This window comes from Nocardioides sp. LML1-1-1.1 (genome assembly GCF_040676175.1).
GTDB lineage: Bacteria > Actinomycetota > Actinomycetes > Propionibacteriales > Nocardioidaceae > Nocardioides.
This window is the reverse complement of record NZ_JBEGHK010000002.1, coordinates 256,848-279,200: the sequence shown is the minus strand read 5'-3', so window position 1 is coordinate 279,200 and position 22,353 is coordinate 256,848. Positions and strand designations below refer to the sequence as shown.

Annotated in this window: 22 protein-coding genes; 17 read left to right on the top strand and 5 right to left on the bottom strand. The window is 72.5% G+C overall.

From position 1 onward, the window contains the following. The first annotated feature begins 47 nt into the window (after positions 1-47). On the top strand, positions 48-1,103 hold the full coding sequence (locus MRBLML1_RS07975) for a glycosyltransferase family 2 protein (RefSeq protein WP_364513971.1): 1,056 nt from the start codon (positions 48-50) through the stop codon (positions 1,101-1,103). Next, positions 1,100-2,143 carry a MaoC family dehydratase gene (locus MRBLML1_RS07970; protein ID WP_364513968.1) on the top strand — a complete coding sequence of 348 codons (1,044 nt, stop codon included), beginning with the start codon at positions 1,100-1,102 and terminating at the stop codon, positions 2,141-2,143. The genes MRBLML1_RS07975 and MRBLML1_RS07970 overlap by 4 nt, the downstream gene beginning before the upstream one ends. Here MRBLML1_RS07970 and MRBLML1_RS07965 read toward each other — a convergent pair. Next, positions 2,130-2,621, bottom strand: coding sequence for a DUF6174 domain-containing protein (locus tag MRBLML1_RS07965; protein ID WP_364513965.1), 492 nt, complete (start codon positions 2,619-2,621; stop codon positions 2,130-2,132). The two genes, MRBLML1_RS07970 and MRBLML1_RS07965, sit on opposite strands and share 14 nt — an antisense overlap. A gap of 185 nt (positions 2,622-2,806) precedes the next feature. Between MRBLML1_RS07965 and MRBLML1_RS07960 the strand changes: the two genes are divergently transcribed. The 7 genes from MRBLML1_RS07960 to MRBLML1_RS07930 are packed head-to-tail and all read left to right on the top strand — an operon-like array spanning position 2,807 to position 10,562. Further along, positions 2,807-4,300, top strand: a complete 1,494-nt coding sequence (locus MRBLML1_RS07960; RefSeq protein WP_364513962.1) for an ABC transporter substrate-binding protein — start codon at positions 2,807-2,809, stop codon at positions 4,298-4,300. Positions 4,301-4,310: 10 nt separating this feature from the next. Beyond that, complete coding sequence (locus MRBLML1_RS07955) at positions 4,311-6,272, top strand: ABC transporter permease (RefSeq protein WP_364513959.1); 1,962 nt, start codon at positions 4,311-4,313, stop codon at positions 6,270-6,272. Between the two features lies 1 nt (position 6,273). Further along, positions 6,274-7,068, top strand: a complete 795-nt coding sequence (locus tag MRBLML1_RS07950) for an ABC transporter ATP-binding protein (protein ID WP_364513956.1) — start codon at positions 6,274-6,276, stop codon at positions 7,066-7,068. Next, positions 7,065-7,772 carry an ABC transporter ATP-binding protein gene (locus MRBLML1_RS07945; protein ID WP_364513953.1) on the top strand — a complete coding sequence of 236 codons (708 nt, stop codon included), beginning with the start codon at positions 7,065-7,067 and terminating at the stop codon, positions 7,770-7,772. Before MRBLML1_RS07950 ends, MRBLML1_RS07945 begins: the two co-directional genes overlap by 4 nt. Next, positions 7,769-9,358, top strand: coding sequence for a hypothetical protein (locus MRBLML1_RS07940; RefSeq protein ID WP_364513950.1), 1,590 nt, complete (start codon positions 7,769-7,771; stop codon positions 9,356-9,358). Before MRBLML1_RS07945 ends, MRBLML1_RS07940 begins: the two co-directional genes overlap by 4 nt. 3 nt (positions 9,359-9,361) lie before the next feature. Next, the gene (locus MRBLML1_RS07935; protein ID WP_364513947.1) at positions 9,362-9,907 is read left to right on the top strand and encodes a hypothetical protein; all 546 of its coding nucleotides are present in this window, start codon (positions 9,362-9,364) and stop codon (positions 9,905-9,907) included. 13 nt (positions 9,908-9,920) lie between these two features. Then, on the top strand, positions 9,921-10,562 hold the full coding sequence (locus tag MRBLML1_RS07930; RefSeq protein ID WP_364513944.1) for a TetR/AcrR family transcriptional regulator: 642 nt from the start codon (positions 9,921-9,923) through the stop codon (positions 10,560-10,562). Here MRBLML1_RS07930 and MRBLML1_RS07925 read toward each other — a convergent pair. Continuing rightward, positions 10,531-11,706 (bottom strand): MFS transporter, encoded by a 1,176-nt coding sequence (locus MRBLML1_RS07925; protein ID WP_364513941.1) that lies wholly within the window; start codon positions 11,704-11,706, stop codon positions 10,531-10,533. The two genes, MRBLML1_RS07930 and MRBLML1_RS07925, sit on opposite strands and share 32 nt — an antisense overlap. 30 nt (positions 11,707-11,736) lie before the next feature. Between MRBLML1_RS07925 and MRBLML1_RS07920 the strand changes: the two genes are divergently transcribed. The 5 genes from MRBLML1_RS07920 (at position 11,737) to MRBLML1_RS07900 (ending at position 16,631) form a co-directional block, all read left to right on the top strand. Next, positions 11,737-12,297, top strand: coding sequence for a histidine phosphatase family protein (locus MRBLML1_RS07920; RefSeq protein WP_364513938.1), 561 nt, complete (start codon positions 11,737-11,739; stop codon positions 12,295-12,297). A 32-nt stretch (positions 12,298-12,329) separates the two neighbouring features. Continuing rightward, a complete protein-coding gene (locus MRBLML1_RS07915) occupies positions 12,330-13,013 on the top strand; it encodes a DUF6758 family protein (protein WP_364513935.1) in 684 nt (227 codons plus the stop codon). 93 nt (positions 13,014-13,106) lie between these two features. Further along, a complete protein-coding gene (locus MRBLML1_RS07910; protein ID WP_364513932.1) occupies positions 13,107-15,077 on the top strand; it encodes a CASTOR/POLLUX-related putative ion channel in 1,971 nt (656 codons plus the stop codon). An 80-nt stretch (positions 15,078-15,157) separates the two neighbouring features. Beyond that, positions 15,158-16,021: a PHP domain-containing protein gene (locus tag MRBLML1_RS07905; RefSeq protein ID WP_364513929.1), complete on the top strand. Its 864-nt coding sequence runs from the start codon at positions 15,158-15,160 to the stop codon at positions 16,019-16,021. A 1-nt stretch (position 16,022) separates the two neighbouring features. Next, on the top strand, positions 16,023-16,631 hold the full coding sequence (locus tag MRBLML1_RS07900) for a MarC family protein (protein ID WP_364513926.1): 609 nt from the start codon (positions 16,023-16,025) through the stop codon (positions 16,629-16,631). A gap of 117 nt (positions 16,632-16,748) precedes the next feature. Here MRBLML1_RS07900 and MRBLML1_RS07895 read toward each other — a convergent pair whose 3' ends face one another. Further along, positions 16,749-17,522, bottom strand: coding sequence for an SDR family NAD(P)-dependent oxidoreductase (locus tag MRBLML1_RS07895; RefSeq protein WP_364513923.1), 774 nt, complete (start codon positions 17,520-17,522; stop codon positions 16,749-16,751). Between the two features lie 80 nt (positions 17,523-17,602). Between MRBLML1_RS07895 and MRBLML1_RS07890 the strand changes: the two genes are divergently transcribed. Beyond that, complete coding sequence (locus tag MRBLML1_RS07890; RefSeq protein ID WP_364513920.1) at positions 17,603-18,397, top strand: ParA family protein; 795 nt, start codon at positions 17,603-17,605, stop codon at positions 18,395-18,397. Between the two features lie 3 nt (positions 18,398-18,400). Further along, positions 18,401-19,117: a L,D-transpeptidase gene (locus MRBLML1_RS07885; RefSeq protein ID WP_364513917.1), complete on the top strand. Its 717-nt coding sequence runs from the start codon at positions 18,401-18,403 to the stop codon at positions 19,115-19,117. A 180-nt stretch (positions 19,118-19,297) separates the two neighbouring features. Here MRBLML1_RS07885 and MRBLML1_RS07880 read toward each other — a convergent pair whose 3' ends face one another. Then, a complete protein-coding gene (locus MRBLML1_RS07880; protein WP_364513915.1) occupies positions 19,298-19,489 on the bottom strand; it encodes a hypothetical protein in 192 nt (63 codons plus the stop codon). A gap of 355 nt (positions 19,490-19,844) precedes the next feature. On the opposite strand from MRBLML1_RS07880, the gene MRBLML1_RS07875 reads away from it, so the two are divergent. Further along, positions 19,845-20,729, top strand: a complete 885-nt coding sequence (locus MRBLML1_RS07875; protein WP_364513912.1) for a hypothetical protein — start codon at positions 19,845-19,847, stop codon at positions 20,727-20,729. 130 nt (positions 20,730-20,859) lie between these two features. Here MRBLML1_RS07875 and MRBLML1_RS07870 read toward each other — a convergent pair whose 3' ends face one another. Further along, positions 20,860-22,323 carry a DEAD/DEAH box helicase gene (locus MRBLML1_RS07870; RefSeq protein ID WP_364513909.1) on the bottom strand — a complete coding sequence of 488 codons (1,464 nt, stop codon included), beginning with the start codon at positions 22,321-22,323 and terminating at the stop codon, positions 20,860-20,862. Positions 22,324-22,353 lie beyond the last annotated feature (30 nt).

The window sequence follows — 22,353 nt, the reverse complement described above, 5'->3', positions numbered from 1 at the left end:
CGGCCCGTCGTCGTTTCCCGGCTCCCGCGATGGCCTAGGGTCGTCGCGTGATCGCGACCGTCAGCACCGTCAAGGACACGCTCGCCAACGTCCAGCGCTTCGTCCGCGGCAACCTGGCCGGGGGGGTCGACCACATGGTCGTCTTCCTCGACGGCCCCGACCCCGAGGTCGAGGCGTGGCTGGCGAGCCAGGAGCACGTGACCTGCCTGGTGGCCGACGACGCCTGGTGGGGCGGCCAGCGGCCCGCGGACCTCAACGACCGGCAGCGGCTGCACGCCAACATCACCAAGGCGGTGCTCACCGTCGTACCGGGGGTGGACTGGCTGTTCCACGTCGACGCCGACGAGATCTGCCAGATCGACCGGGCGGCCATCGCCGCCGTCCCCGCGTCGTACGACGCCGTGCGGCTCGCGCCGCTGGAGGCGGTCAGCCGCCCGCACTGGGACGCGAGCCCGACCTGGTTCAAGCGACTGCTCGGCGAGGCGGACCTCAAGCTGCTGGAGGTCCTCGGGGTGATCGACAAGCCGGCCAACGGGCAGTACTTCCACGGCCACGTGGAGGGCAAGACGGCCACCCGGCCGCGCCTGGACCGCTGGCTGACGATCCACCGCACGGTGGACGAGAAGCGGGACGAGGTGCCGCACTTCAAGGCGCCGGGGCTGAGCGTCCTGCACTACGAGTCGTACTCCGGTGAGGATTTCGTGCGGAAGTGGAGCGCGATGCTGGCGGCCGGCCCGGAGATCAGCCTGCGGCCGGTGCGGGAGCGGACCAAGGCCGCCGTGCAGGCGCTGATCGGCAAGCCGCTGAGCCCCGAGGTGCGCGAGCGCTACCTGTCCCGGATCTTCGCCGCGACCACCGAGGACGACTTCGACACCCTGCGCGAGCTGGGCCTGCTCGTCGAGGTGGACCCCGACCGGGGCACGCACACGCCGAAGCCCTTCGCCGGCCGGGACGACCTCGCCGCGGCGCTGGCCGCGCTCGCCGGCCAGCCCAAGGACGTCTTCGGGGTGTGCAAGCCGGCCGGTCCCGCGCAGGAGGTCCTCTCACGTCTTGGAGCCGGTGACGGCAAGAAGTCGTGGTGGCGGAAGAATGGCCGCCCGTGAGCGCGACTTCCAAGACGAACCCCGGCAACTTCTTCGAGGACTTCACGATCGGGCAGCGCATCGTCCACGCGACGCCGCGCACGGTGACCGAGGGCGACCGGGCCGTCTACGGCTCGCTCTACCCGACCCGCTTCGCGATCCCGTCCTCGGCGTCCTTCGCCGCGTCGGTCGGCCTCGACCCGCACCCGGTGGAGGAGCTGATCGCCTTCCACATCGCCTTCGGCAAGACGGTGCCGGACGTCTCGCTCAACGCCGTCGCCAACCTGGGCTACGCCGAGTGCCGCTTCCACCAGCCGGTCGTCCCCGGCGACACGCTCGCCACCACGTCGGAGGTGATCGGCCTCAAGCAGAACTCCAACGGCAGGAGCGGCGTCGTCTACGTCCGCTCCACCGCGACCAACCAGCGCGGCGAGGTGGCCCTGGAGTGGGCTCGCTGGGTGATGGTCCACAAGCGCGACACCGACGCGGCGGCGCCCGCGACCGTCGTACCGGAGCTGGCGCCGGTGGTCGCCCCGGCCGACCTGGTGCTGCCGGCCGGCCTGGACTTCTCCGGCTACGACTTCGCCGCCGCCGGTGAGCCGCACCGCTACGACGACTACGAGGTCGGCGAGAAGATCGACCACGTCGACGGGGTGACCCTCACCGCGTCCGAGCACCAGCAGGCCACCCGGCTGTGGCAGAACACCGCCAAGGTGCACTTCAACACCGAGGCCCGCCCCGACGGCCGCAACCTGGTCTACGGCGGCCACGTCATCTCGCTGGCCCGGGCGCTGTCCTTCAACGGCCTGGCCAACGCCCAGCTGGTCGCCGCGATCAACGCCGGCGCGCACACCTCGCCGGCCTTCGCCGGCGACACCATCTACGCCTGGTCCGAGGTGCTCGACAAGGCCGAGACGTCCGTGCCGAGCGTGGGGGCGCTCCGGCTCCGGCTGGTGGCGACCAAGGGCCGCGACGAGTCGATGACGCTGCGCGGCGACGAGGGCAAGTACGCCGAGGGCGTGCTCCTCGACCTGGACTACTGGGCGCTCATCCCGCGCTGACCTTCACGTCCTTGATCAGGTAGGTCACCTCGTCGTCGGTGGCCCGCTCGACCTGGTCGAGCCGGACCTGGGTCGGGTGGTCCTGGCCGTCGGGCCAGGTCACCTCGGCGTCGGCGATCCCCGGCGCGTTGGCCTTGGCGATGATGTCGTTGATGCTGAGCCGGGCGAAGGCGGCGGCCGGCTTGCCCTGGCCGGGCTTCTCCAGCCGGGTCGCGGAGGTGACCTTCCCGTCGGCGACGGTGACCTCGACCGGCCCGGTCATCGGGCAGAAGCAGATCACCTCGAGCTGGTAGGTGTAGTCGGCCGGCGCGAACTCCGGGTAGGTCTCCCGGGTCGGCGAGGCGCTGGGACTGCTCGACGTCGTGGTGTCCGAGGCGGCCGGGTCGGCGGCCTTGTCGTCGTTCTCGCGCCCGCACCCGGACAGGCCGAGGGCGAGGACGGCGGTGAGCGCGGGCAGGACGACGCGGCACGGGTGCATGGGGCTCATGATGCCTGGGACGGGTGCGGGGGAGCGAAGGTTCCCCGCCCGCGGGCGCGGCGCACTGAAACGTGTTCCATTTTTTCCAAGCTCAACACGTGACCCCGATCACACTGCGCCGTTACTCTGATAGAGGTCTCATCGAGACTTCGGATCCCGGCGTTGCTCCCGGAAGGGTTTCGGTCTTGTCTCTGGTACGCCTCGCGCGCCTGCTCTGCGCGGCACTGCTCGTCCTGCTCCTCGCCGCCTGCGGCTCCCGGCTCGACCCCGACACGGTGGCCGACGCCAGCGGCGGGTCCAACGGCGGAGGCGGGACCGGCGACGGCTCGCTCGCCGGCGCAGACACCGGCGGCACCGGTGACACCGGCGCGGTCGACGGCGCCGCGGCGGGCGGCGGCACCGGTGGCGGCTCGACCGGCTCCTCCGGCGGCGGTACGACGTCCGGCGGCTCCACCGGCGGAGGCGGCTCCACCGGCGGTGGATCCACGGGAGGCGGCACGAAGGGCTCGGCGACCGGCGGCGTGAAGGCCGGCTCCTGCGCCGGCTTCAAGAACCAGAAGGGGATCACCGACAAGACGATCACCCTGGCCAACATCTCCGACATCTCCGGCCCCGTGCCCGGCATCTTCGAGTCGGCCCAGCAGGCCACCCAGGCCTACATCAAGTACTTCAACTCCACGGGCAGCATCTGCGGGCGCAAGCTCGACGTCGTCCTGCTCGACAGCCGCGCCGACGCGGGCGCCGACCAGCAGGCCTACGTCAAGGCGTGCGACAACGCCTTCGCGGCGGTCGGCTCGATGTCGGCCTTCGACAGCGGCGGCGCCGGCACGGCCAACAGCTGCGGCCTCCCGGACCTGCGCTCGGTGATCGTCAACCCGGAGCGCCAGGCCTGCAAGTCGTGCTTCGCGGCGTACTCCATCCGGACCAACCTGATCCCCGACTCCGCGTCCAAGTGGTTCGCGCAGAAGTTCCCGAGCGCGGTCAAGAACGCCGCGGTCCTCTACGTCAACGCGGGCGCCGCGCCGGTCAACGCCAAGAGCATGGCGGCGGGCTACGAGAAGGGCGCCGGCTGGAAGGTCAACTACCTGCAGGGCATCGACGTCGCGGAGTTCAACTACGCGCCGTACGTGCAGCAGATGAAGGACAAGGGCATCAAGGCGGTCGCCTACCAGGGGCCCTACCAGTACGCCGTGAAGCTCAAGCAGGCCATGCAGCAGCAGGGCTTCAAGCCGGACTTCTACCTGCAGGACCCGACGATCTACGACAAGCGCTACCTCGACCAGGCGGGCGGGCTCGCCGAGGGCGACTACATCTACGCCGCCAACGACCTGTTCGAGAACAAGGGCAACGCCGAGGTGCAGCTCTACCTGTCCTACCTGCAGCAGGTGAAGCCCGGCGCGATCCCCAACTACTACGGCCTCTACGCCTGGTCGGCCACCCGGCTGTTCGTGGAGAAGGCCATCGCGCTCGGCGGCAAGCTCGACCGGGCCGCGCTGATCCAGGCGGTGCGCGCGACGACGGCATGGACCGGCAACGGCGCGCACACCGCGATGAACCTCGGCACGGCGAACACCCCGCCCTGCCTCAAGGTCGCCCAGTACAAGGGCGGTCGCTGGCAGCAGGTCTCGCCCGGCTCCTACATGTGCGGCCGGGTCGTGAACTCCGGCATCGGCGGCTGAGGAGGCAGGCGTGGGCTCCCTGTTCGCCTTCACGCTGCTGGGCCTGTTCACCGGCGCGGCGTACGCGATCATGGCCTCGGGGCTGGTGCTGACCTACACGACGACCCGGGTCTTCAACATCGCGCACGGCGCCTTCGGCATGGTGCTGGCCTTCACCTTCTGGGACTTCACCCAGCGCCAGGGCCTGCCGACGCTGCTCTCGCTCTTCCTGGTGCTCGGCGTGGTGGCCCCGGCGATCGGCTGGTTCATCCAGCGCTTCGTCACCCGCGGGCTGGGCGAGGGGCCGGTCTCGGTGGCGCTGGTCGTCACCGTCGGCCTGCTCGTCGGCCTGATCGGCCTGGCCCAGCAGATCTGGAAGCCCGAGGCACGGGTGCTGCTGCCGTTCTACCCCGACACCGGCTGGCAGCTCGGTGACACCTACATCACCGCGCACCAGGTGGTCACCATCGTCTGCTCGATCGTCGTCGCGGTCGGCCTGTTCCTGCTGCTCAACCGGACCCGGATCGGCGTCGCCATGCGCGCCTCGGTCGACAACCCCGACCTGCTCAGGCTCTTCGGCGGCAAGCCGGACACGGTCGCCGCGCTGGCCTGGGCGATCGGGATGTCCCTGGCCGCGCTGGGCGGGATCCTGCTCACCCCGGTCGTCGGCCTCGACTACTACGCGCTGACGCTGCTGGTCATCAACGCCTACGCCGCCGCGATGCTCGGCCGGCTCAAGAGCCTGCCGCTGACCTTCGCCGGCGCGATGGGCCTGGGCATCCTGGAGTCCTGGGCGGTGGCCTACCTGCCGACCGACGGCTTCTGGTCCACCGTCCGCCCGGTCATCCCGGCGCTCTTCCTGTTCGCGATCGTCGTGGCGATGCCCCAGGCCCAGTTGCGGATCGGCCAGGTCAAGGGCATCATCGCCGCACCGGTCCCCACCGTGCGCAAGGCGGTGGGCTCCGGTGGCGCGCTGCTCGCCGTGGCCTTCGTGCTGGTCGGCCTGGTCTCGCGGGCCGACGTGCTGCTGATCGGCGTCGCCGCGACGTACGCGATGGTGATGCTGTCCCTCGTCCTGCTGACCGGCTACGGCGGCCACGTCTCCCTCGCGCAGTTCACCTTCGCCGGGGTCGGCGCGCTGGCCTACGCCAAGCTCGACGAGCCCAACCTGCTGGGGCTGCTGCTGGCGGCGCTGATCGCGGCGGGGGTCGGCGCGCTGGTGGCGTTGCCCGTGCTGCGGCTGACCGGGCTCTACCTCGCGCTGTCGACGCTGGCGTTCGCCGTGCTGATGGACAAGATGATCTTCCAGGCCGAGTTCGCCTTCAAGTTCAACGGGACGCTCGCGACGGAGCGGGTCTCGGTGCTGGGCGTGCGGATCGGCAGCGACACCTCCTACGTGTGGTTCATGGTGCTGTGCTTCGTGCTGATGGGCCTGTTCCTGCTCTGGCTGCGCCGCGGTGCGCTCGGCCGGCTCCTGATCGCGATGCGCGACAGCCCGTCGGGCTGCGGCACCCTCGGCCTGGACCTGCGCTGGTTCCGGGTCGGGCTGTTCTCGCTGTCGGCTGGGATGGCAGGTCTCGCCGGTGGTCTCTTCGCCGGCCTGCGCGGCACCGTCGGCGCCGCGGACTTCCTCTACTTCCAGTCCCTGCTGGTGCTCCTGCTCGCGGTCGTCTTCGGGGTCACCTCGGTGACCGGGGCGCTGCTCGGCGGCACCGCGCTGATGCTGCTGCCGGTCTGGCAGTCCTCGCAGCCCGAGCTCGCAGGCCTGCTCTTCGCGGTCCTGGGCTTCGGCGCCGTGCTGCTGGGCCGCGACCCCAACGGCATCGCCAACCACCTGTTCCGGGTGGGGCGCTGGACGAGCGGGCGCGTCGTACCGCAGCTGCAGGAGCGCTTCCGCGAGCGGATGGACGGGCTGCTGGAGGCACGCCGGCCCGAGCCGCCGCGCTCGGTCGACGAGCCGGTCGCCGAGCCGGTCAACCAGGGGGTGAGCTGAGATGGGTGCACTGCTCGAGGTCGAGGACGTCGTGGTCCGCTTCGGCGGCGTCACGGCCGTCAACAGCGCGCGGTTCAGCGCCGAACGGGGCGGGATCACCGGCCTGATCGGCCCCAACGGGGCGGGCAAGACGACCTGCTTCAACGTGATCACCGGGCTGCAGAAGCCCACGTCCGGGCGGGTGCGCTACCGCGACCGCGACGTCACCCGGTGGCCGGTCCACCGCCGCGCGAAGCACGGCATCGGGCGCACCTTCCAGCGGCTGGAGGCGTTCGGCTCGCTCTCGGTGCGCGACAACGTCCGGGTCGCGCGCGACATCGCCGGTGGCCCGCTCGCCTGGGTCCGCCCGTCCGGACGCGGCTCGGTCGAGATCGACGCGCTGCTGGACCGGGTCGGCATCGCGGACCACGCCGAGGAGCGGGCCGATGCCGTGCCGACCGGCACGGCTCGTCTGCTGGAGCTCGCCCGGGCGCTGGCCTGCGACCCTCAGCTGCTCCTGCTCGACGAGCCGTCCTCGGGCCTCGACGAGACCGAGACCGAGGCCTTCGGCGCCCTGCTGAAGGAGCTGGCCGGCGAAGGCGCCGCGATCCTCATGGTCGAGCACGACATGGACCTGGTGATGGCGGTCTGCGACGACATCCACGTCCTCGACTTCGGCCAGATCATCGCCTCCGGCACGCCCGCCGCGATCCGGGTGGACCCGGCCGTGCAGCGCGCCTACCTGGGCTACGCCGAGACCGACCACACGACCGAGATCCAGGCCGTCCCGGACCTCGACCTGGAGGTGGCACCGTGAGCGTCCCGATCCTCGACGTCGTCGACCTGCACGCCGCCTACGGGCGGATCGAGGTGCTCCGCGGCGTCGATCTGTCCGTGCCCAAGGGCGCGGTGATGGCGCTGCTCGGCCCCAACGGCGCCGGCAAGTCCACGCTGGTCAAGGTGATCAGCGGCCAGAAGGCCGCCACCTCCGGCGACCTGCACCTGGCCGGCGTCCACGTGAAGGGCGCCAAGTCCGAGGACCTCGCCCGCGTCGGTCTGTGCACCGTCCCCGAGGGCCGCTCGGTCTTCCCGAACCTGACGGTGGAGGAGAACCTGCGGCTGATGTCGTACGCCGGCGTACCGGCCGGGGCGGTGCTGGACACCGCGTTCTCCTACTTCCCGCGCCTGCACGAGCGGCGCCACCAGCTCGCCGGCACCATGTCCGGCGGTGAGCAGCAGATGCTCGCCATGTCCCGGGCGCTGGCCTCGGACCCGGCGCTGCTGCTGCTCGACGAGCTCTCCATGGGCCTGGCCCCACTGATCGTGGAGGAGCTCTACGAGACGGTCGCCCGGATCGCCGAGTCCGGCGTCTCCATCCTCTGCATCGAGCAGTTCGCCCGCACCGCGCTGCGGGTCTCCGACTACGCCGCCGTCATGACCGGTGGCCGGGTCGTCGCCACCGGCGAGCCCGGCGAGATCCTCGCGACCATGGCCGACGTCATCCTGGGAGGGGCAGCATGACCCGCGCACCGCACCGCACCCGTCTTCTCGTCGTGGGCGGCATCGTCGCCTCGGCGCTGCCGCTGGCCGGCCCGCCCGGTCAGTCGGCGCAGGCGGCCGACGGCACCCCGGCGTACGGCGGCTTCACGGCCGCCGCGTCCTCGACCCCGGTCCGGATCGAGGTCTTCGAGCCGAGCCTGCCGATCCCGGTCGACGCCGGGAAGGCGCAGCTCGAGTTCGACCTCGGCTACAGCCGGGTCAAGTCCGACTCGGGCCAGTCGACGGGCCGGGCCAGCCTGTTCTGGCCCGGCGACCCGGTCGGGGAGGGCCTGAAGACCTTCGCCGAGCAGCTCGGCCTGCCGTCGACGCCGCTCACCGAGAACGGCTACCCGGTCCAGGTGAACTCACAATTCCCCGGCGACCCGAACAGCCAGAAGGACAACAAGATCCCGGGGTCGATCCAGCAGACCACCTCCGGCGACCGGACGGCGATCGCCGAGACCGGCTTCTCGCCCGACGGGGCGGTGCTCGGCCCCGACGCCGACGAGGGCTCCGGAGGCTCCACGCCGGCCAACCCGCTGACCGGCCTCACCGACCAGCTCAAGGGCCTGCTCTCCGGCGGCCTCGGCGCGAAGGCGAGTGGCGACCCGACCAACCCGCTCGGCCTGCTCGTCGACGTCGACGGCTACGTCTCGGTGTCGAAGATGGACGCGAGCAAGGGCCCGGTCACGGCGGTGTCCCGCTCCCTGCTCGGCGAGGTCCGCCTGCTCGGCGGCCTGGTGACCCTCGGCGGCGTCGAGACGATCGCCCGGACCAGCACGGACGGCAAGACCGGCAAGGCCTCCGGCAAGGCGGTCTACGGGAAGATGGCGATCGCCGGGCAGGAGTTCGGCTTCGGCCCGGACGGCGCCATCGTGAGCGGCAAGACGATGCCGATCCCCGGCCTCAGCGACCTGCCGGGCGACGCGCTCAAGCAGCTCGGCATCACCTTCACCGTCCCCAAGCCGGTGCGCAAGGTCGACGGCGACCTCGCCACCAGCGAGTCCGCGGGCCTCCAGGTCACCATCGACACCAAGATCCTCGCGCCGCTGCTCAAGGCACTGCCGGTCAGCGCCCTCGGCCAGCTGATCCCGGCCGAGGCCGGCCCGCTCAAGAGCGTGGTCCTCGGGCTCGGCGCGCTCTCGCCCCGGATCGTGCTGACGATCGGCGCCGCGCAGGCCACCGTCGACACCGTGCCGCCGATCGACGCCCTCCCGGTCCCGCCCGCCACGTCGGCCGGCACCCCGCCCGCCACCGCGACCGGCTCGACCCCGAAGCCGGCGGCCGGCTCGGTCGGCGTGCCCCCGGCCGCGGGCGCGCCCGCGCCCGCCGGTGCCGCACCGGCCCCCGCGGCCGGTGCCCCGGTCGGCGACCTCGTCGACGCGGCTCCGGCCAGCGCCGGCCTGCCCGACCTGTTCTCGATCCCGGGAATGCTCCTGATCGGCGCCTTCGCGCTGGCCGCCGTCGCCGGCAGCTGGTTCCGCCGGCTCGGCGTGGCCGCGCTCGGCGGCGGCGCTCCCTGTCCGCACGGCCTCGAAAGCGGCCTCCCCGACCTCCGAAAGGCCTGAGCCATGACCGCTGTGCCCTCCTCGTCCCGCACCTCCAGTGGCCTCCCGCGCGCGGGGGAGGCCCGCTCCGGGATCGCCCCGATCAAGGGCGTCGACGCGGCCCTGCTGCAGGTCGTCCTGTTCTGGGTGGGCGCGATCCTGCTGCCGCTCGGCCTCGTGGTGATCGTCCTGGGCTGGTACGGCGCCGCCAACACGCCGTACCAGTACGACCAGCTGTCCTACCTGGTCTCCGGCGGTCTGCTCGGCCTCGGGCTCACCTTCTGCGGCGGCTTCCTCTACTTCGGCGCCTGGCTGGCGCGGATCGCCGCCGACGGCCGGGAGTCCTCGAAGCGGCTCGCCGACACCCTGCTGCTGCTCGCCGAGACCAGCGGCACCAGCACGGCCGAGGCGGTCGACCTCGGCGCGATCCCGGTCGTCGCCGGGGACGGTACGACGATGCACCGCCGCGACTGCGCGCTGATCGCGCACCGCGACGACCTGCGCCCCGTCGGCGAGGCGAATGCCCACCTCACCGCGTGTCGCGTGTGCCGTCCCGGCAACCGGGGATGACACGATGCCGGGCGTGGACCTCTCGGCGGAGTCCGTTCCCGGGACCGTACTGAGCGCGAAGGGCACCCGGCTCAACCGGCGTGGCCGCGAGACGCGACGGCTGCTGCTGCGCGAGGCCGTGCACTGCCTCGCCGAGGGCGGGCCGGAGGCGGTGAGCGCCAACGCGGTGGCCCGGCGCGCGGGTGCGACCTGGGGGACCATCCAGCACCAGTTCGGCGACGCGGACGGGCTGTGGGCCGCGGTGCTCGACTACATCGGCTCCCAGGCGGGCTTCGCCGCGCTGCCGGCGCCCACCCAGCCCGACATCGCCGACCGGGTCCGGGCGGTCATCGACCTGATGTGGCACGCGGTCCAGCTGCCCAGCGCGATCGCGTTCTACCAGCTCCGCGCTGGGCTGCCGCACCGGCGCGACCAGCTGGAGCAGGCCTTCCCGCACACGGCCCGGGCGATCGCCCGATGGGACGAGGAGTGGGCGGCGCTGTGCGAGCGCTCGTTCGCCGGGCTCGGCATCGAGGCCGGCAAGCTGATGCGCGTGCGGCACCTGCTGCCCGGCGCGCTGCGCGGGCTCTTCGCCGAGGGCGACCTGGGTGGGTACGTCGACGTCGAGGAGGCCCGGCACGGCCTCACGGACGCACTGACGTCGTACCTTCGCTGATCCCGGCGGTGGCGAACCAGCGCGCCAGCGGCAGCAGCGCGAGCACCAGCACGGCCGGGATCACGAAGCCGAGGCGCAGCTCGTCCTGGCCGACCACGCCGGTGAGCACCGCGCCGAGCAGGCCGCCGGCGTAGTTGAACTGGTTGAACCGCGCGATCACCGCGTCCACCCGCTCGACCGAGCCGCCGGCGATCCGCGCCGCGGCGGAGAAGCTCAGCGGCGCGACCACCGAGATCCCGGTGCCGACGATGGTGAAGCCGAGCACCGCGACCGGCCAGGTCGGCGCCGTGGTGACCACGACGAGCCCCGCCGAGGCGACGACCGCGCCGACCCGCAGGACCGGGACGGCGCCGTACCGCTGGACGAGGGCGTCGCCCGCGAGCCGGAGCACGAGGCTGGCCGCGAGGTAGGGGAGCGTGGCGAGCGCGACCCAGCGCGAGGGCGCGTCGAGCACCTCGTCGAGGTAGACCGCGCCCCAGGTCTGGGCCGCGGTGTCGACCATGTAGAACACCACCATCCCGAGGCCGACCAGCAGGATCGGCCGCCACGGCACGCCGGGCAGGTCGGCCGGGACGGCCTGGTCGAAGGCGTGGCTCTCGGCGCGCGGCAGGAAGGCCGCGGCCGCCATCGCGACGGGGACCACGGCGAGCAGCGCCGACCAGGCCAGGTCCAGGTCGGCCGTCGCGAGGGTGAGCCCGGCGCCGAGCAGGCCGCCGAAGGTCCAGCCGCCGTGGAAGCTCGGCAGGATCGGGCGGCCGTACTGCCGCTCGATCGCCACCGCCTGCATGTTGGTCGCGGCGTCCACCACGCCGAGCGCGACGCCGTAGACCCCCACCCCGAGCAGGTACGCCGACCAGGCCGGCGCCGCGAGCATGAGCGCCGCGCCCGCGCCGATCGCCACCAGGCCGACCCGGAGCAGCTGGGCGCTGGAGGTGCGCGCCGCGAACCGCTCGGCCAGCACGGAGCCCAGGCCCGCGAGCAGCACGATCGCCAGCAGCACCAGCGAGACCCCGAGCTCGCCGAGGTCCCAGCGGTCCTTGATGTCGGGCAGGCGGGTGGTGAGGCCGATGAAGACGAAGCCCTGGGTGGCGAAGGCGGCCGCGACCGCCAGGCGGCGGCGGGCGAGCGGGGCCGGCGGGCTCATGGCCGGATCCTAGGCTGGCAGGATGGGTCCATGGCCGATTCCGTGACCCTGGTCCGCCACGGTGCCACCGAGTGGAGCGTCTCGGGACAGCACACCTCCACGACCGACCTGCCGCTGCTGCCCGAGGGCGAGGCGGCGGCGCGGACCGTCGCCGGGCGGCTCGCGGGCACCACCTTCGCGGAGGTGCTCACCAGCCCGCTGCGCCGTGCGCGGCACACCGCCGAGCTCGCCGGCTATCCCGGCGCCGAGGTCTGCCCCGACCTCGTCGAGTGGTCCTACGGCGACTACGAGGGCCGCACCACCCCGCAGATCCGCGAGCAGGACCCCGGCTGGACGGTGTGGACCCATCCCTCGCCCGGAGGGGAGAGCGCCGCCCAGGTCGCGGCCCGTTGCGACCGCGTCGTCGAGCGCGTCCGCGCCGCCTCCGGCCCGGTCCTGGTCTTCGCCCACGGCCACGTGCTGCGAGTGCTCACCGCGCGCTGGCTCGGCCTCGCGCCCACCGAGGGCCGGCTGTTCCGGCTCGACACCGCGACCGTCTCCGTGCTCGGTCACGAGCGCGAGACACCGGCGCTCCTGCGCTGGAACGCTTGACGAGAAGGCCGCGGCGCAGCACGGTGGCGGACATGCCGAGCGAGGAGCAGGGCCCCGGGACCGGGGCCGTCCGGGTCGAGTGCCCGCGCTGCCCCGCGCCCGTGGCCGAGACCGGCGACGGGCGCTGGTCGTGCCCGGAGCACGGGGTCGTCGTGCCGCTGTGGCGGGCGGTGGGCGCGTCGTACGACGCCTTCGCGAGCCACCTGCAGCGGGTGGAGGCCTTCCCGACGTACCTGCCCTGGCCGCTCGGTCCCGGCTGGAGCGTCAGCGACTTCGCGGCGGTCGCGCCCACCGAGGGCGCCGCGCACGCCACGATGACCTGCGTCTCCGGCACCAGCCAGCTCGACGGACCGGTCGACGTGATGGTGGTCAGCGAGGAGCCGGGCACGGGCTTCGGCGCGCGGATCGCCGGCCTGGCCGGCGCCGACGGCGGTGAGCTGCTCGACCCGGGCCACGAGATCGACGGGCCGGCGCCGGTGCGGGTGCGGGTCGACCAGTACCCCGTCGGGTTGTGGCCGGTCTCCGTCAGCAGCTCGCCGGGGGAGTGGGACCGCTCGGTCCTCGCCGGTGAGGCCGCCGGCCGCTGGCTGTGGCTGGTGCTGCGCCCGGCCTCGGCGATCTTGCTGCTGCGCGACGACTGGATCCTGCGCGACGTCTCGGCGACCGGTCCCCAGCTCGTCGCCCTGCCGTTCGGGGGTGCCGCGCCCTCCTGGTGAGTCCGCTGGGCGGACTTTGCCGGGCAATTGCGGCGTTCCGCCGCGCGGCCCCGTCCCGATGGTCCAGCCTTCGGGGGACACCAGGAGGCAGCGATGGGACGCACAGGGCAGACCCTGCGCCGCAAGACCGCCCAGACGATCGGGCAGCGCTCGTCGGGCACGGGCCAGGCGCACGGCAGCGGCACCGGCTGGGGCGCCCGCCTGCGCTACGGCTTCGACAACACCATGTCCCGCGGTACGCCGGCGCTGGTGGGCTGGCTCTTCGTCGTCACCATCGCGCTGGTGCTCTTCTTCGCGGTCGTCGACGTGGTGTTCCGGCTGCGCGAGGGCGGGATCGGCTTCGCCGACGCCTCCTTCCAGGCACTCATGCACGCGCTCGACCCGGGCACGGTCGCCGGCGACACCGGCTCGTGGCGCTTCAAGATCACCATGCTGGTGCTCACCATCGCCGGCCTGTTCATCGTCAGCGCCCTGATCGGTGTCATCGCCGCCGGCATCGACGCCCGGATCGCGGACCTGCGCCGCGGCCGCTCGGTCGTGCTGGAGAAGGAGCACACCGTCATCCTCGGCTGGTCCGACTCGGTCTTCACCGTGATCAGCGAGCTCACCATCGCCAACGAGAGCCGCCGCAAGCCGGTGATCGCCGTCCTCGCCCCGCTCGACAAGGTGGACATGGAGGACGAGATCCGGGCCAAGGTGCCGGACCTCAAGGGGACCCGGGTCGTCGTCCGCTCCGGCTCGCCGACCGACATCGACGACCTCGCCCTCGTCAGCCCGTCCACCGCGCGCTCGGTCGTCGTGCTCTCGCCCGCCGGTGTCACCAGCGAGGAGACCTTCGAGCCCGACCGCGAGGTGATCAAGACCCTGCTCGCGCTGCGCTCCTCCGACGGTGACGGCGAGGGCCCGCGGGTGGTCGCCCAGCTCCGCGACCCCGCCAACCTGGAGGTCGCCCGGCTGATCGGGCGCGACCGCCCCGGCCGGACGGCGCTGCTCGACATCCGCGAGACCGTCGCCAAGCTCGTCGTGCAGACCTCGCGCCAGTCCGGCGCCGCCGCCGTCTACCGCGAGCTCTTCGACTACGACGGCGACGAGATCTACTTCCTCGCCGAGCACGGCCTCGCCGCCTCGACGTACGCCGACGCACTGCTGCACTACGAGGACGTCTCCGTCATCGGCCTCGCCGAGGGCACCGGTGCCCTGCTCAACCCGCCGGCGGACACGGTGATCGGCGACCGCGCCTTGATCGTCGTCGCCGAGGACGACTCGGTGCTCGCCACCGCGCCCCGCTCGACCACCCCGGTCGACACCGGCGCCTTCGCCGACGCCCACGTCGAGGAGCCGCGACCCTCGCACGCCGTCCTGATCGGCTGGAACGAGCGCGCGGCGGTGGTCGTCAGCGAGCTCGACCGCTACGCGGCGCCGGGCTCGACGCTGACCGTGCTGTCGTCGTACGGCGAGCCGGAGGCGCCGCCCGTCACCAACCTGAGCGTCACGGTGGTGGCCGCCAGCACGACCCAGCGCTCGGTGCTCGACGAGCACGTGCCCGCGGACGCCGACCAGGTGCTGGTGCTGTGCTACTCCGACCACCTCGACGCCGAGGCCGCCGACGCCACGACGCTGATCACCCTGCTGCACGTGCGCGACATCCTCGCCCGCTCCGACAGCAGCACGCCGGTGGTCAGCGAGATGATCGACGACCGCAACCGCGCGCTCGCCCAGGTGGCCGACATCGACGACGTCGTGGTGAGCGGCGAGATCGTCAGCCTGATCGTCGCCCAGCTCTCCGAGGACGCCCGGATCGAGCCGGTGCTCGCGGACCTGCTCGACTCCGACGGCAGCGAGATCTACCTGCGCCCCGCCGAGTGGTACGTCGCTCCCGGCCGCGAGACCACCTGGGCCACCGTGGTCGCCTCGGCCGCCCGCCGCGGCGAGACGGCGATCGGCTTCTCCTCGCCGGGTCTCGCCGAGCCGGGCTCGCGGGTCGGGGTCGTGGTCAACCCCGCGAAGAGCGAGCCGCTGAACGTCGAGGCGGGGGACCGTGTGGTCGTCCTCGCCGAGCTCTGAGCCCTCGGCCGGCGCGGGGTGACGGGGATGACACCGTCCTCGGCTCGTTGTCTGACAATCCGCGGCACTAACCTTCTTCGGTGACGATCGACCTCCACACCCACTCGCGCGTCAGCGACGGCACCGCGGCCCCACGCGACCTGGTGCACGCCGCAGCGACCGCCGGGCTGGACGTCGTCGCGCTCACCGACCACGACACCACGCTCGGCTGGGACGAGGCGGCGGCCGCCGCCGTCGAGGCGGGCATCGCGCTGGTGCGGGGCATCGAGATCAGCACCCGGTTCCGCGGTGCCGGCGTGCACCTGCTGGCCTACCTGCCCGACGCCACCGACGTGCCGCTCCAGGAGGAGCTGGCCCGGATCGTCGCCGGCCGCGAGGACCGGGTGCCCACCATGCTGGCCCGCCTGCGCGAGCTCGGCATCCCCGCGACCGCGGAGGCGCTCGCCGAGGCCACCGGTGGCAGCGAGGTCACCGGGCGGCCGCACATCGCGGACCTGCTGGTGCACCTGGGCGTCGTACGGGACCGGGACCAGGCGTTCGCGCAGTACCTCGCCGAGGGCGGTCCCGCCTTCGTCGACCGCTACGCCGCTGAACTGGTCACCATGATCGGCCTGGTCCGCGGCGCCGGTGGGGTGCCGGTGATCGCGCACCCGTGGGGTCGCGGCTCGGCGCACGTGCTCGACGAGCCGGCGATCGTCGGGCTCAAGGAGGCGGGCCTGGCGGGCCTGGAGGTCGACCACCTCGACCACGCCCCGCACACCCGGGCCCAGCTGCGCGCGATCGCCGGCCGGCTGGACCTGGTGGCCACCGGCTCCAGCGACCACCATGGGACCGGGAAGACCGGCCACGACCTCGGCTGCGAGACCACCGCGCCGGACCAGCTGGCGCGGATCCTCGACCAGGCCGCCGGCTCACCCACCACGATCGTCGGAAAGGCGGGCTGACATGGTCGAGCACGTGCTGTTCGTCGAGGTCTTCGTGACCCTCTTCGTCATCATGGACCCGGTCGGCACCGTCCCGATCTTCCTGTCGCTGACCGCCGGCCGCTCGCCGGCCACGGCGAAGCGAGCCGCCTGGCAGGCGGTCGCGGTGTCCTTCCTGGTGATCACGCTCTTCGCCTTCTTCGGCCAGCAGATCTTCAACTACCTGCACATCTCGCTGCCCGCGCTCCAGGCCGCCGGTGGTCTCCTGCTGCTGCTGGTCGCGCTCGAGCTGCTGACCGGCAACGAGCAGGAGCACTCCGCCAACGGCGACGCGAACATCGCGCTGGTCCCGCTCGGGACCCCGCTGCTCGCCGGGCCCGGTGCGATCGTCGCGACGATGCTGTTCGTCCAGGACATCGACAGCTGGCCCAGCGGCATCTCGGTCGCGCTCGGCATCATCGCGGTGCACATCGCGCTGTGGGCGGCGATGCGCTACTCGCTGCCGATCCTGCGCGTCATCCGCGAGAGCGGGGTCCTGCTGGTCACCCGGATCGCCGGCCTGCTGCTCTCCGCGATCGCGGTGCAGCTGGTCGCCGACGCCGTCCGCGCCTTCATCGCCGGCGAAGGCTGACCCGTCGAGTGGGGGTTTCCGGCCCCGCGAGTGGGGGTTTTCCACCGTCGAGTGGGGATTCCCGCCGGCGGGGTGCGGTGGAAGTGCCGACTCGAGGGTCCGGAAGTGCCGACTCGACTACTTGCGGCCGAGCGACTGCAGGCGCTGCAGGGCCGGGCGGGGGACCAGGCGGCTGACGGTCACGATCGTCTTGTAGCGCTTCGACGGGATCGAGACGGCCTTGCCCCGGTCGAAGTCGGCGAGCGCGTCGCGCACCAGCCGGTCCGCCTCCAGCCACAGCGGCTTCGGGGCGGAGGAGTCGCGGTCGATGCCGAGCCGCTCGTGGAACTCGGTCCTCACGAAGCCCGGGCACAGCGCCATCACGGTGACCCCCTGGCCGGCGTACTCGTCGTGGGCCCAGTGGCTGAACGAGTTCACCCACGCCTTGGCCGCGCTGTAGGTGCCGCGCGGGAAGAAGGCCGCCACGCTCGACACGTTGATCACGCCGCCGTGCCCGCGCTCGACCATGCCGCCGAGCGCGGCGTGGGTGAGCCGGAGCACCGCCCGCACGAGCACGTCCTGCTGGGCCTGCTCCACGTCGAGCGGGTTGTCCAGGAAGCGCTCCTTGAGCCCGAACCCGGCGTTGTTGACCAGCAGGTCGATGCCGTGGTCGCGGTCGGCCAGCCGGGCCTCGACCCGGGCCAGCTGGTCGCTGTCGGTGAGGTCGGCGGGCAGCACCTCCACCGTGCCGTCGTACGACGCCCGGAGGTCGGCGGCGACCGCCTCCAGCCGCGCGACGTCCCGCGCCACGAGGACCAGGTCGTCGCCGCGGGCGGCGAGCTGGCGGGCGAACTCCAGGCCGATCCCGGCCGTCGCGCCGGTCACGAGTGCGGTGCTGCGTGCGGAGGACATGGCGTCAGTCAAGCATTCGGGCCCACGCCACGTGTGCCCACTCCGCCCGCAGCGTGGCCGGGTCCGGCATGATGGCCCTGATGAACAGCGCGAAGGCTCCCGGCACCACGATCCTGGCTGTCGCCAACCAGAAGGGCGGCGTGGCCAAGACGACGTCCGTGGCGTCGATCGGTGCGGCTCTCGCGGAGCGTGGCCAGTCGGTGCTCCTGGTCGACCTCGACCCGCAGGCCTGCCTGACCTTCTCGCTCGGCATCGATCCCGAGGACCTGGAGCTCTCAGTCCACCACGTGCTCACCAAGGGCACCGCGGTCGACGAGGTCATCATCACGACCGAGGACGGCGTCGACCTGCTGCCGGCCACGATCGAGCTGGCGCGCGCCGAGGCCGACCTGCTCACCCGCACCGGTCGTGAGCACGTGCTCCGCGGCGTCATGGAGGACCTCGCCGCGTCCGGCACCCACTACGACTGGGTGCTCCTCGACTGCCCGCCCTCGCTCGGCGTGCTCACCGTCGCCGCGCTGACCGCCGCCAGCGGCGTGCTCATCCCGCTGCAGTGCGAGACGCTCTCGCACCGGGGGGTCGGTCAGCTGCTCGACACCGTGCACGACGTACGCCGCTTCACCAACCGCGACCTCTCCGTCTGGGGCGTCCTCCCGACGTTGTACGACGGCCGGACCAACCACGCGCGGGCGGTGCTCGACACCATCTCCGAGACCTACGACCTCGAGGTCGTCGAGCCGCCGATCCCGAAGACGATCAAGTTCGCCGAGGCGCCCGCCGCCGGCCGCTCGATCCTCGCCACCAGCCGCACCAGCAAGGGCGCCCAGGCCTACCGCGAGGTGGCCGGCTCCCTCCTGACCCGGGCGGCGCGCTGAGTCGTGGGCGCACACCGAGCAACCCCGCAGGGCCGGCACCGGGCACCGGTCGCCGGCAAGCGCCGCGCCGTCGTCCGTCCGCGCTACGGCCGGATCGCCGCCTTCGGCGCCTCCGTCGCGGTGACCGCGATCGCCGTCGCCGGCGGCTTCGGCCTGCTGCCCCCTGGTGGTGACCGCACCGACGCCGCCAGCGCGCTGACCAGCGTCCCGAAGCAGTCGCCGAGCCCGTCCCCGCGCCCCGACGCGCGCTCGGCCGCGACCAGCCCCGCGCTCGACGCCGACGCCGCCCGGATGGCCGCCGTCAGCGAGTCGACCGCGTTGCCGGCCGGCTCCGGCAAGGGCCGCCGGATCGTCTTCAGCCAGGGCCGCCAGCGGGTCTGGCTGATCGACGGCACCGGCGACGTCGAGCGCACCTACCTGGTCTCCGGCAGCGTCACCGACAACCTCGCCCGCGGCACCTTCGCGGTCTACTCCCGCAGCCGCAACGCCGTCGGCATCGACGACTCCGGCACGATGGAGTACTTCGTCCGCTTCACCCACGGCACCGGCGGCTCGGCGATCGGCTTCCACACGATCCCGGTCGACGACGGCAAGCCGGTGCAGACGCTGAAGCAGCTCGGCACCCCGCTCTCGCACGGCTGCATCCGCCAGGAGCGCAGCAACGCGATCGCGCTGTGGGAGTTCGCGCCGATCGGCACCAAGGTCGTCGTCACCGCCTAGCGGATGCACTTTCTGACCTGTTCTGTCAGCGTCTGCTGACAGAACGCCCTCCTGTGTGATCAGGTGGTCCCTGCAACCGGTCGTCGGGCGGGAAACTGGGGGGCATCGGCATGGTCGTTCGCATTCGATGGTGGCTCGGCTGCGGGTGACCGTAGCGGTCGCCGCGGCGGCCGCGCTGCTCTACGTCCCCGTGGACGCACGCGCCGACGACGGCGTGGTGAGGACCTCGTCGGCCGGCGTCTCGGCCGACGGCAAGATCGATCTCGCCAACAGCAGGGCGAGCGTCGATCCCGCCGACGACGTGCCGCCGGAGCCAGCGGTGCAGATGTCGCCCTGCAACGGCGGATGCTCGTCGTGGGTGACCGAGACCACGACCCCGACCTTCACCGCCTCGGCGCCGGTCGAGGGTAGGGCCGTGGGCTACCGGTTCGAGGTCCAGGACAGCCAGGGCACTGCCGTCACCGACGCGCCGTGGCGCCGACACAGGAGCCGTCGGCTTCGTGGATGGTCCCCGTGGGCTCGATCAGGAGCAGCGGCGCCTACCGCGTGAGAGTGATCGCCTCGAACGGGACCGTGACACGCACAGGGGTATGGCGAGACTTCGAGGTCGCGCTGGTCGCGACCACGCCCACCGTCATCACCAGCGCGACGAGCTCGACCGACGGGGCCGACGAATCGGGACCTACGATGTCGACATTGACTCGTCCGGAAACCTGAATGGGCTGAAATGGATGACGGATTGACGACCACGCCGTGGTTCATGATCGCTCAGCGCGGACTTGCGCGTCCCACTCCCGAGATCCTCGAGGCGCTGTTCCCCTCCCTCGTCGAAGAGCGGTTCGTCATCCGGCGCCCGATTCTCGATGATCCTGTGCCGGAGCTACTGGACGGAAGCTTCAGGGACGGCACCCCGGTCTCGTGGCAGGAGGCCAAGCGGCTCATCGTCCTTCAGTTGCGCGACCCGTACCGCGTGAACTGCGAGCTGCGCTCGCCGCGGTCGGTCCGTCTTCACGTCGGCGAGGAGTGCTTCTATGTTCAGGGGCTCCCTGAGCCGCCCGGTCCCTGGGCCTCCGACGTCGACGTGCGCCTGGTGCGCGCCTCGCCGTGGCAGCTGGAGGACGATGAGTGGACCGTGGCTGACTTTCCAGTGGCCGACGGCGCGTTCATCGAGCGGGCCGCCGCGTCGCTCGGCTCTTCAGGCGCCTGGGTCCTCGTCAGTTGGGCGGCCGGTCTCTTCGGGGAGACCTGGCACTGGATCGCGGACGGGAACTCGCTCGCACGACTGCACCGAACGCTCCGACCGCGCGACGTCGTTGTCGTGTTCGGCCCCGACCTCACCGCACGTCTCCCGTGTGCCCCGTCCTCGTTACCGGGAGCCTTTCCGGCCGAGCTCGACGGAAGCCTGTCTCTTGTTGCTCCGCGACCGGACGGTGCGCGCGGGGACGGTGTCTGGATCCCACTCGACGTGGAGACCTACGAGGAACTCATCGCCTGGGCAGCACCCGGGACGTTCTTGGTGGCCCGGCCTCCCCGCCGCGCCGAGCATGCGCCGCCGGTCGCCGCCTACCCCGACCCGGACGGCGTCATGCGACGGATCGGCCGGTGGGTGTAGCGACCAGCGCCCCGCTCGATACTGGAGCGCCTCGCCAGCGACCTCCTCGCTGGGCTTCCAACGGCGAACGGCGCTGAGATGCCGATCGGCAGGACCCCACGGGGCCCTGCCGATCGAAGTGACTCTCGGGTCAGGCGGTCTGCGTCTCCGCGCCACCCTGCGCACCCTGGCCGCCGCCCTGGCCGCGACCCGAGCCGCCGCGACGGCGACGACGGTTGCGACTGGCGCCGGCGGGGCGCTCGGCGCCCTCGGCAGCGGGGGTCGTGCCCTCGGCCGCCTTGGCCTCGCCCTCGACGGGCTTGCCGCCGCGAGTCCGGGTGCGGGTCCGGGTGCGGTCGCTCGACCGGCGCTCACCACTCGAACGACGCTCGCCACGCTCACCACGGTCGGCCTTGGGGGCCGGGGGAGCGGGCGGGACGATCCGGCCCTTGGTGCCGGGGGCGATGCCCTGGTCGTGGAAGAGGTGCTCGGAGGTGGAGTAGGTCTCCAGCGGCTCGTCGAAGGGCAGGTCCAGCGTCTTGTTGATCATCTTCCAGCGGTGCACGTCGGTCGCGTCGACCAGCGTGATCGCGATGCCGGAAGCACCCGCGCGGCCGGTGCGGCCGATCCGGTGGACGTAGGTCTTGTCGTCCTCGGGGCAGGTGTAGTTGACGACGTGGCTGACGCCGGAGACGTCGATGCCGCGGGCGGCGACGTCGGTCGCGACGAGGACCTTGATCTTGTCCTCGCGGAACTTCGTCAGCGCCTTCTCGCGCGCCACCTGAGCCATGTCGCCGTGCAGCGGGCTGGCCTTGAAGCCGCGCTCGACCAGGTCGTCGGCGACCCGCTGCGCCTGGCGCTTGGTGCGGGTGAAGACGATCATCTTGTCGGCGTCCTCGGCCTGCAGCAGGCGGCCGAGGATCTCCGGCTTGTCGAGGTCGTGGGCGAGGTAGATGAACTGCGCGGTGGCGGGCACCGTGGCGTTCTCGTACGACGACTCGGCGCGGATGTTCATCGGGTGCCGCATGTGCATGCGGGCCAGCGAGACGATCGCCGACGGCATGGTGGCCGAGAACAGCATCGTCTGGCGGGTCTCCGGGGTGAGCCGGAGCAGCTTCTCCACGTCGGGGAGGAAGCCAAGGTCGAGCATCTCGTCGGCCTCGTCGAGCACCAGGGCGTGCACGTGGGAGAGGTCGAGGACGCGGCGGTTGGCGAGGTCGATCAGGCGGCCGGGCGTGCCGACGACGATGTCGACGCCGGTCTCGAGGGCCTCGATCTGAGGCTCGTAGCCGACGCCGCCGTAGATGGTCAGCACGCGGAGACCGCGGTCCTTGCCGGCGAGCTCGAGGTCGCTGGAGACCTGGATCGCGAGCTCGCGGGTGGGGGCCACGATGAGCGCCTGCGGCTTGCCCTGCGGGAGCTCGGCGTAGTCGGGGTCGCTCGGCGCGACGCTGCGCTGCAGCACCGGGATGCCGAACGCCAGGGTCTTGCCGGTGCCCGTGCGGGCCTGGCCGATCAGGTCGGTGCCCATCAGCGCCACGGAGAGGGTCATCTCCTGGATGGCGAAGGGGTGGACGATGCCGGCGCGCTCCAGCGCGTCGCAGATCAGCGGCATGACGCCGAGGTCGCGGAAGGTGGGCGCGGC

Coding starts and splice junctions, on each gene's coding strand:
- MRBLML1_RS07965 (WP_364513965.1), bottom strand. CDS start 2,621: ATGCACCCGTGCCGCGTCGTCCTGCCCGCGCTCACCGCCGTCCTCGCC.
- MRBLML1_RS07950 (WP_364513956.1), top strand. CDS start 6,274: ATGGGTGCACTGCTCGAGGTCGAGGACGTCGTGGTCCGCTTCGGCGGC.
- MRBLML1_RS07940 (WP_364513950.1), top strand. CDS start 7,769: ATGACCCGCGCACCGCACCGCACCCGTCTTCTCGTCGTGGGCGGCATC.
- MRBLML1_RS07935 (WP_364513947.1), top strand. CDS start 9,362: ATGACCGCTGTGCCCTCCTCGTCCCGCACCTCCAGTGGCCTCCCGCGC.
- MRBLML1_RS07925 (WP_364513941.1), bottom strand. CDS start 11,706: ATGAGCCCGCCGGCCCCGCTCGCCCGCCGCCGCCTGGCGGTCGCGGCC.
- MRBLML1_RS07920 (WP_364513938.1), top strand. CDS start 11,737: ATGGCCGATTCCGTGACCCTGGTCCGCCACGGTGCCACCGAGTGGAGC.
- MRBLML1_RS07915 (WP_364513935.1), top strand. CDS start 12,330: ATGCCGAGCGAGGAGCAGGGCCCCGGGACCGGGGCCGTCCGGGTCGAG.
- MRBLML1_RS07910 (WP_364513932.1), top strand. CDS start 13,107: ATGGGACGCACAGGGCAGACCCTGCGCCGCAAGACCGCCCAGACGATC.
- MRBLML1_RS07900 (WP_364513926.1), top strand. CDS start 16,023: ATGGTCGAGCACGTGCTGTTCGTCGAGGTCTTCGTGACCCTCTTCGTC.
- MRBLML1_RS07895 (WP_364513923.1), bottom strand. CDS start 17,522: ATGTCCTCCGCACGCAGCACCGCACTCGTGACCGGCGCGACGGCCGGG.
- MRBLML1_RS07890 (WP_364513920.1), top strand. CDS start 17,603: ATGAACAGCGCGAAGGCTCCCGGCACCACGATCCTGGCTGTCGCCAAC.
- MRBLML1_RS07875 (WP_364513912.1), top strand. CDS start 19,845: ATGGATGACGGATTGACGACCACGCCGTGGTTCATGATCGCTCAGCGC.
- MRBLML1_RS07870 (WP_364513909.1), bottom strand. CDS start 22,323: ATGCCGCTGATCTGCGACGCGCTGGAGCGCGCCGGCATCGTCCACCCC.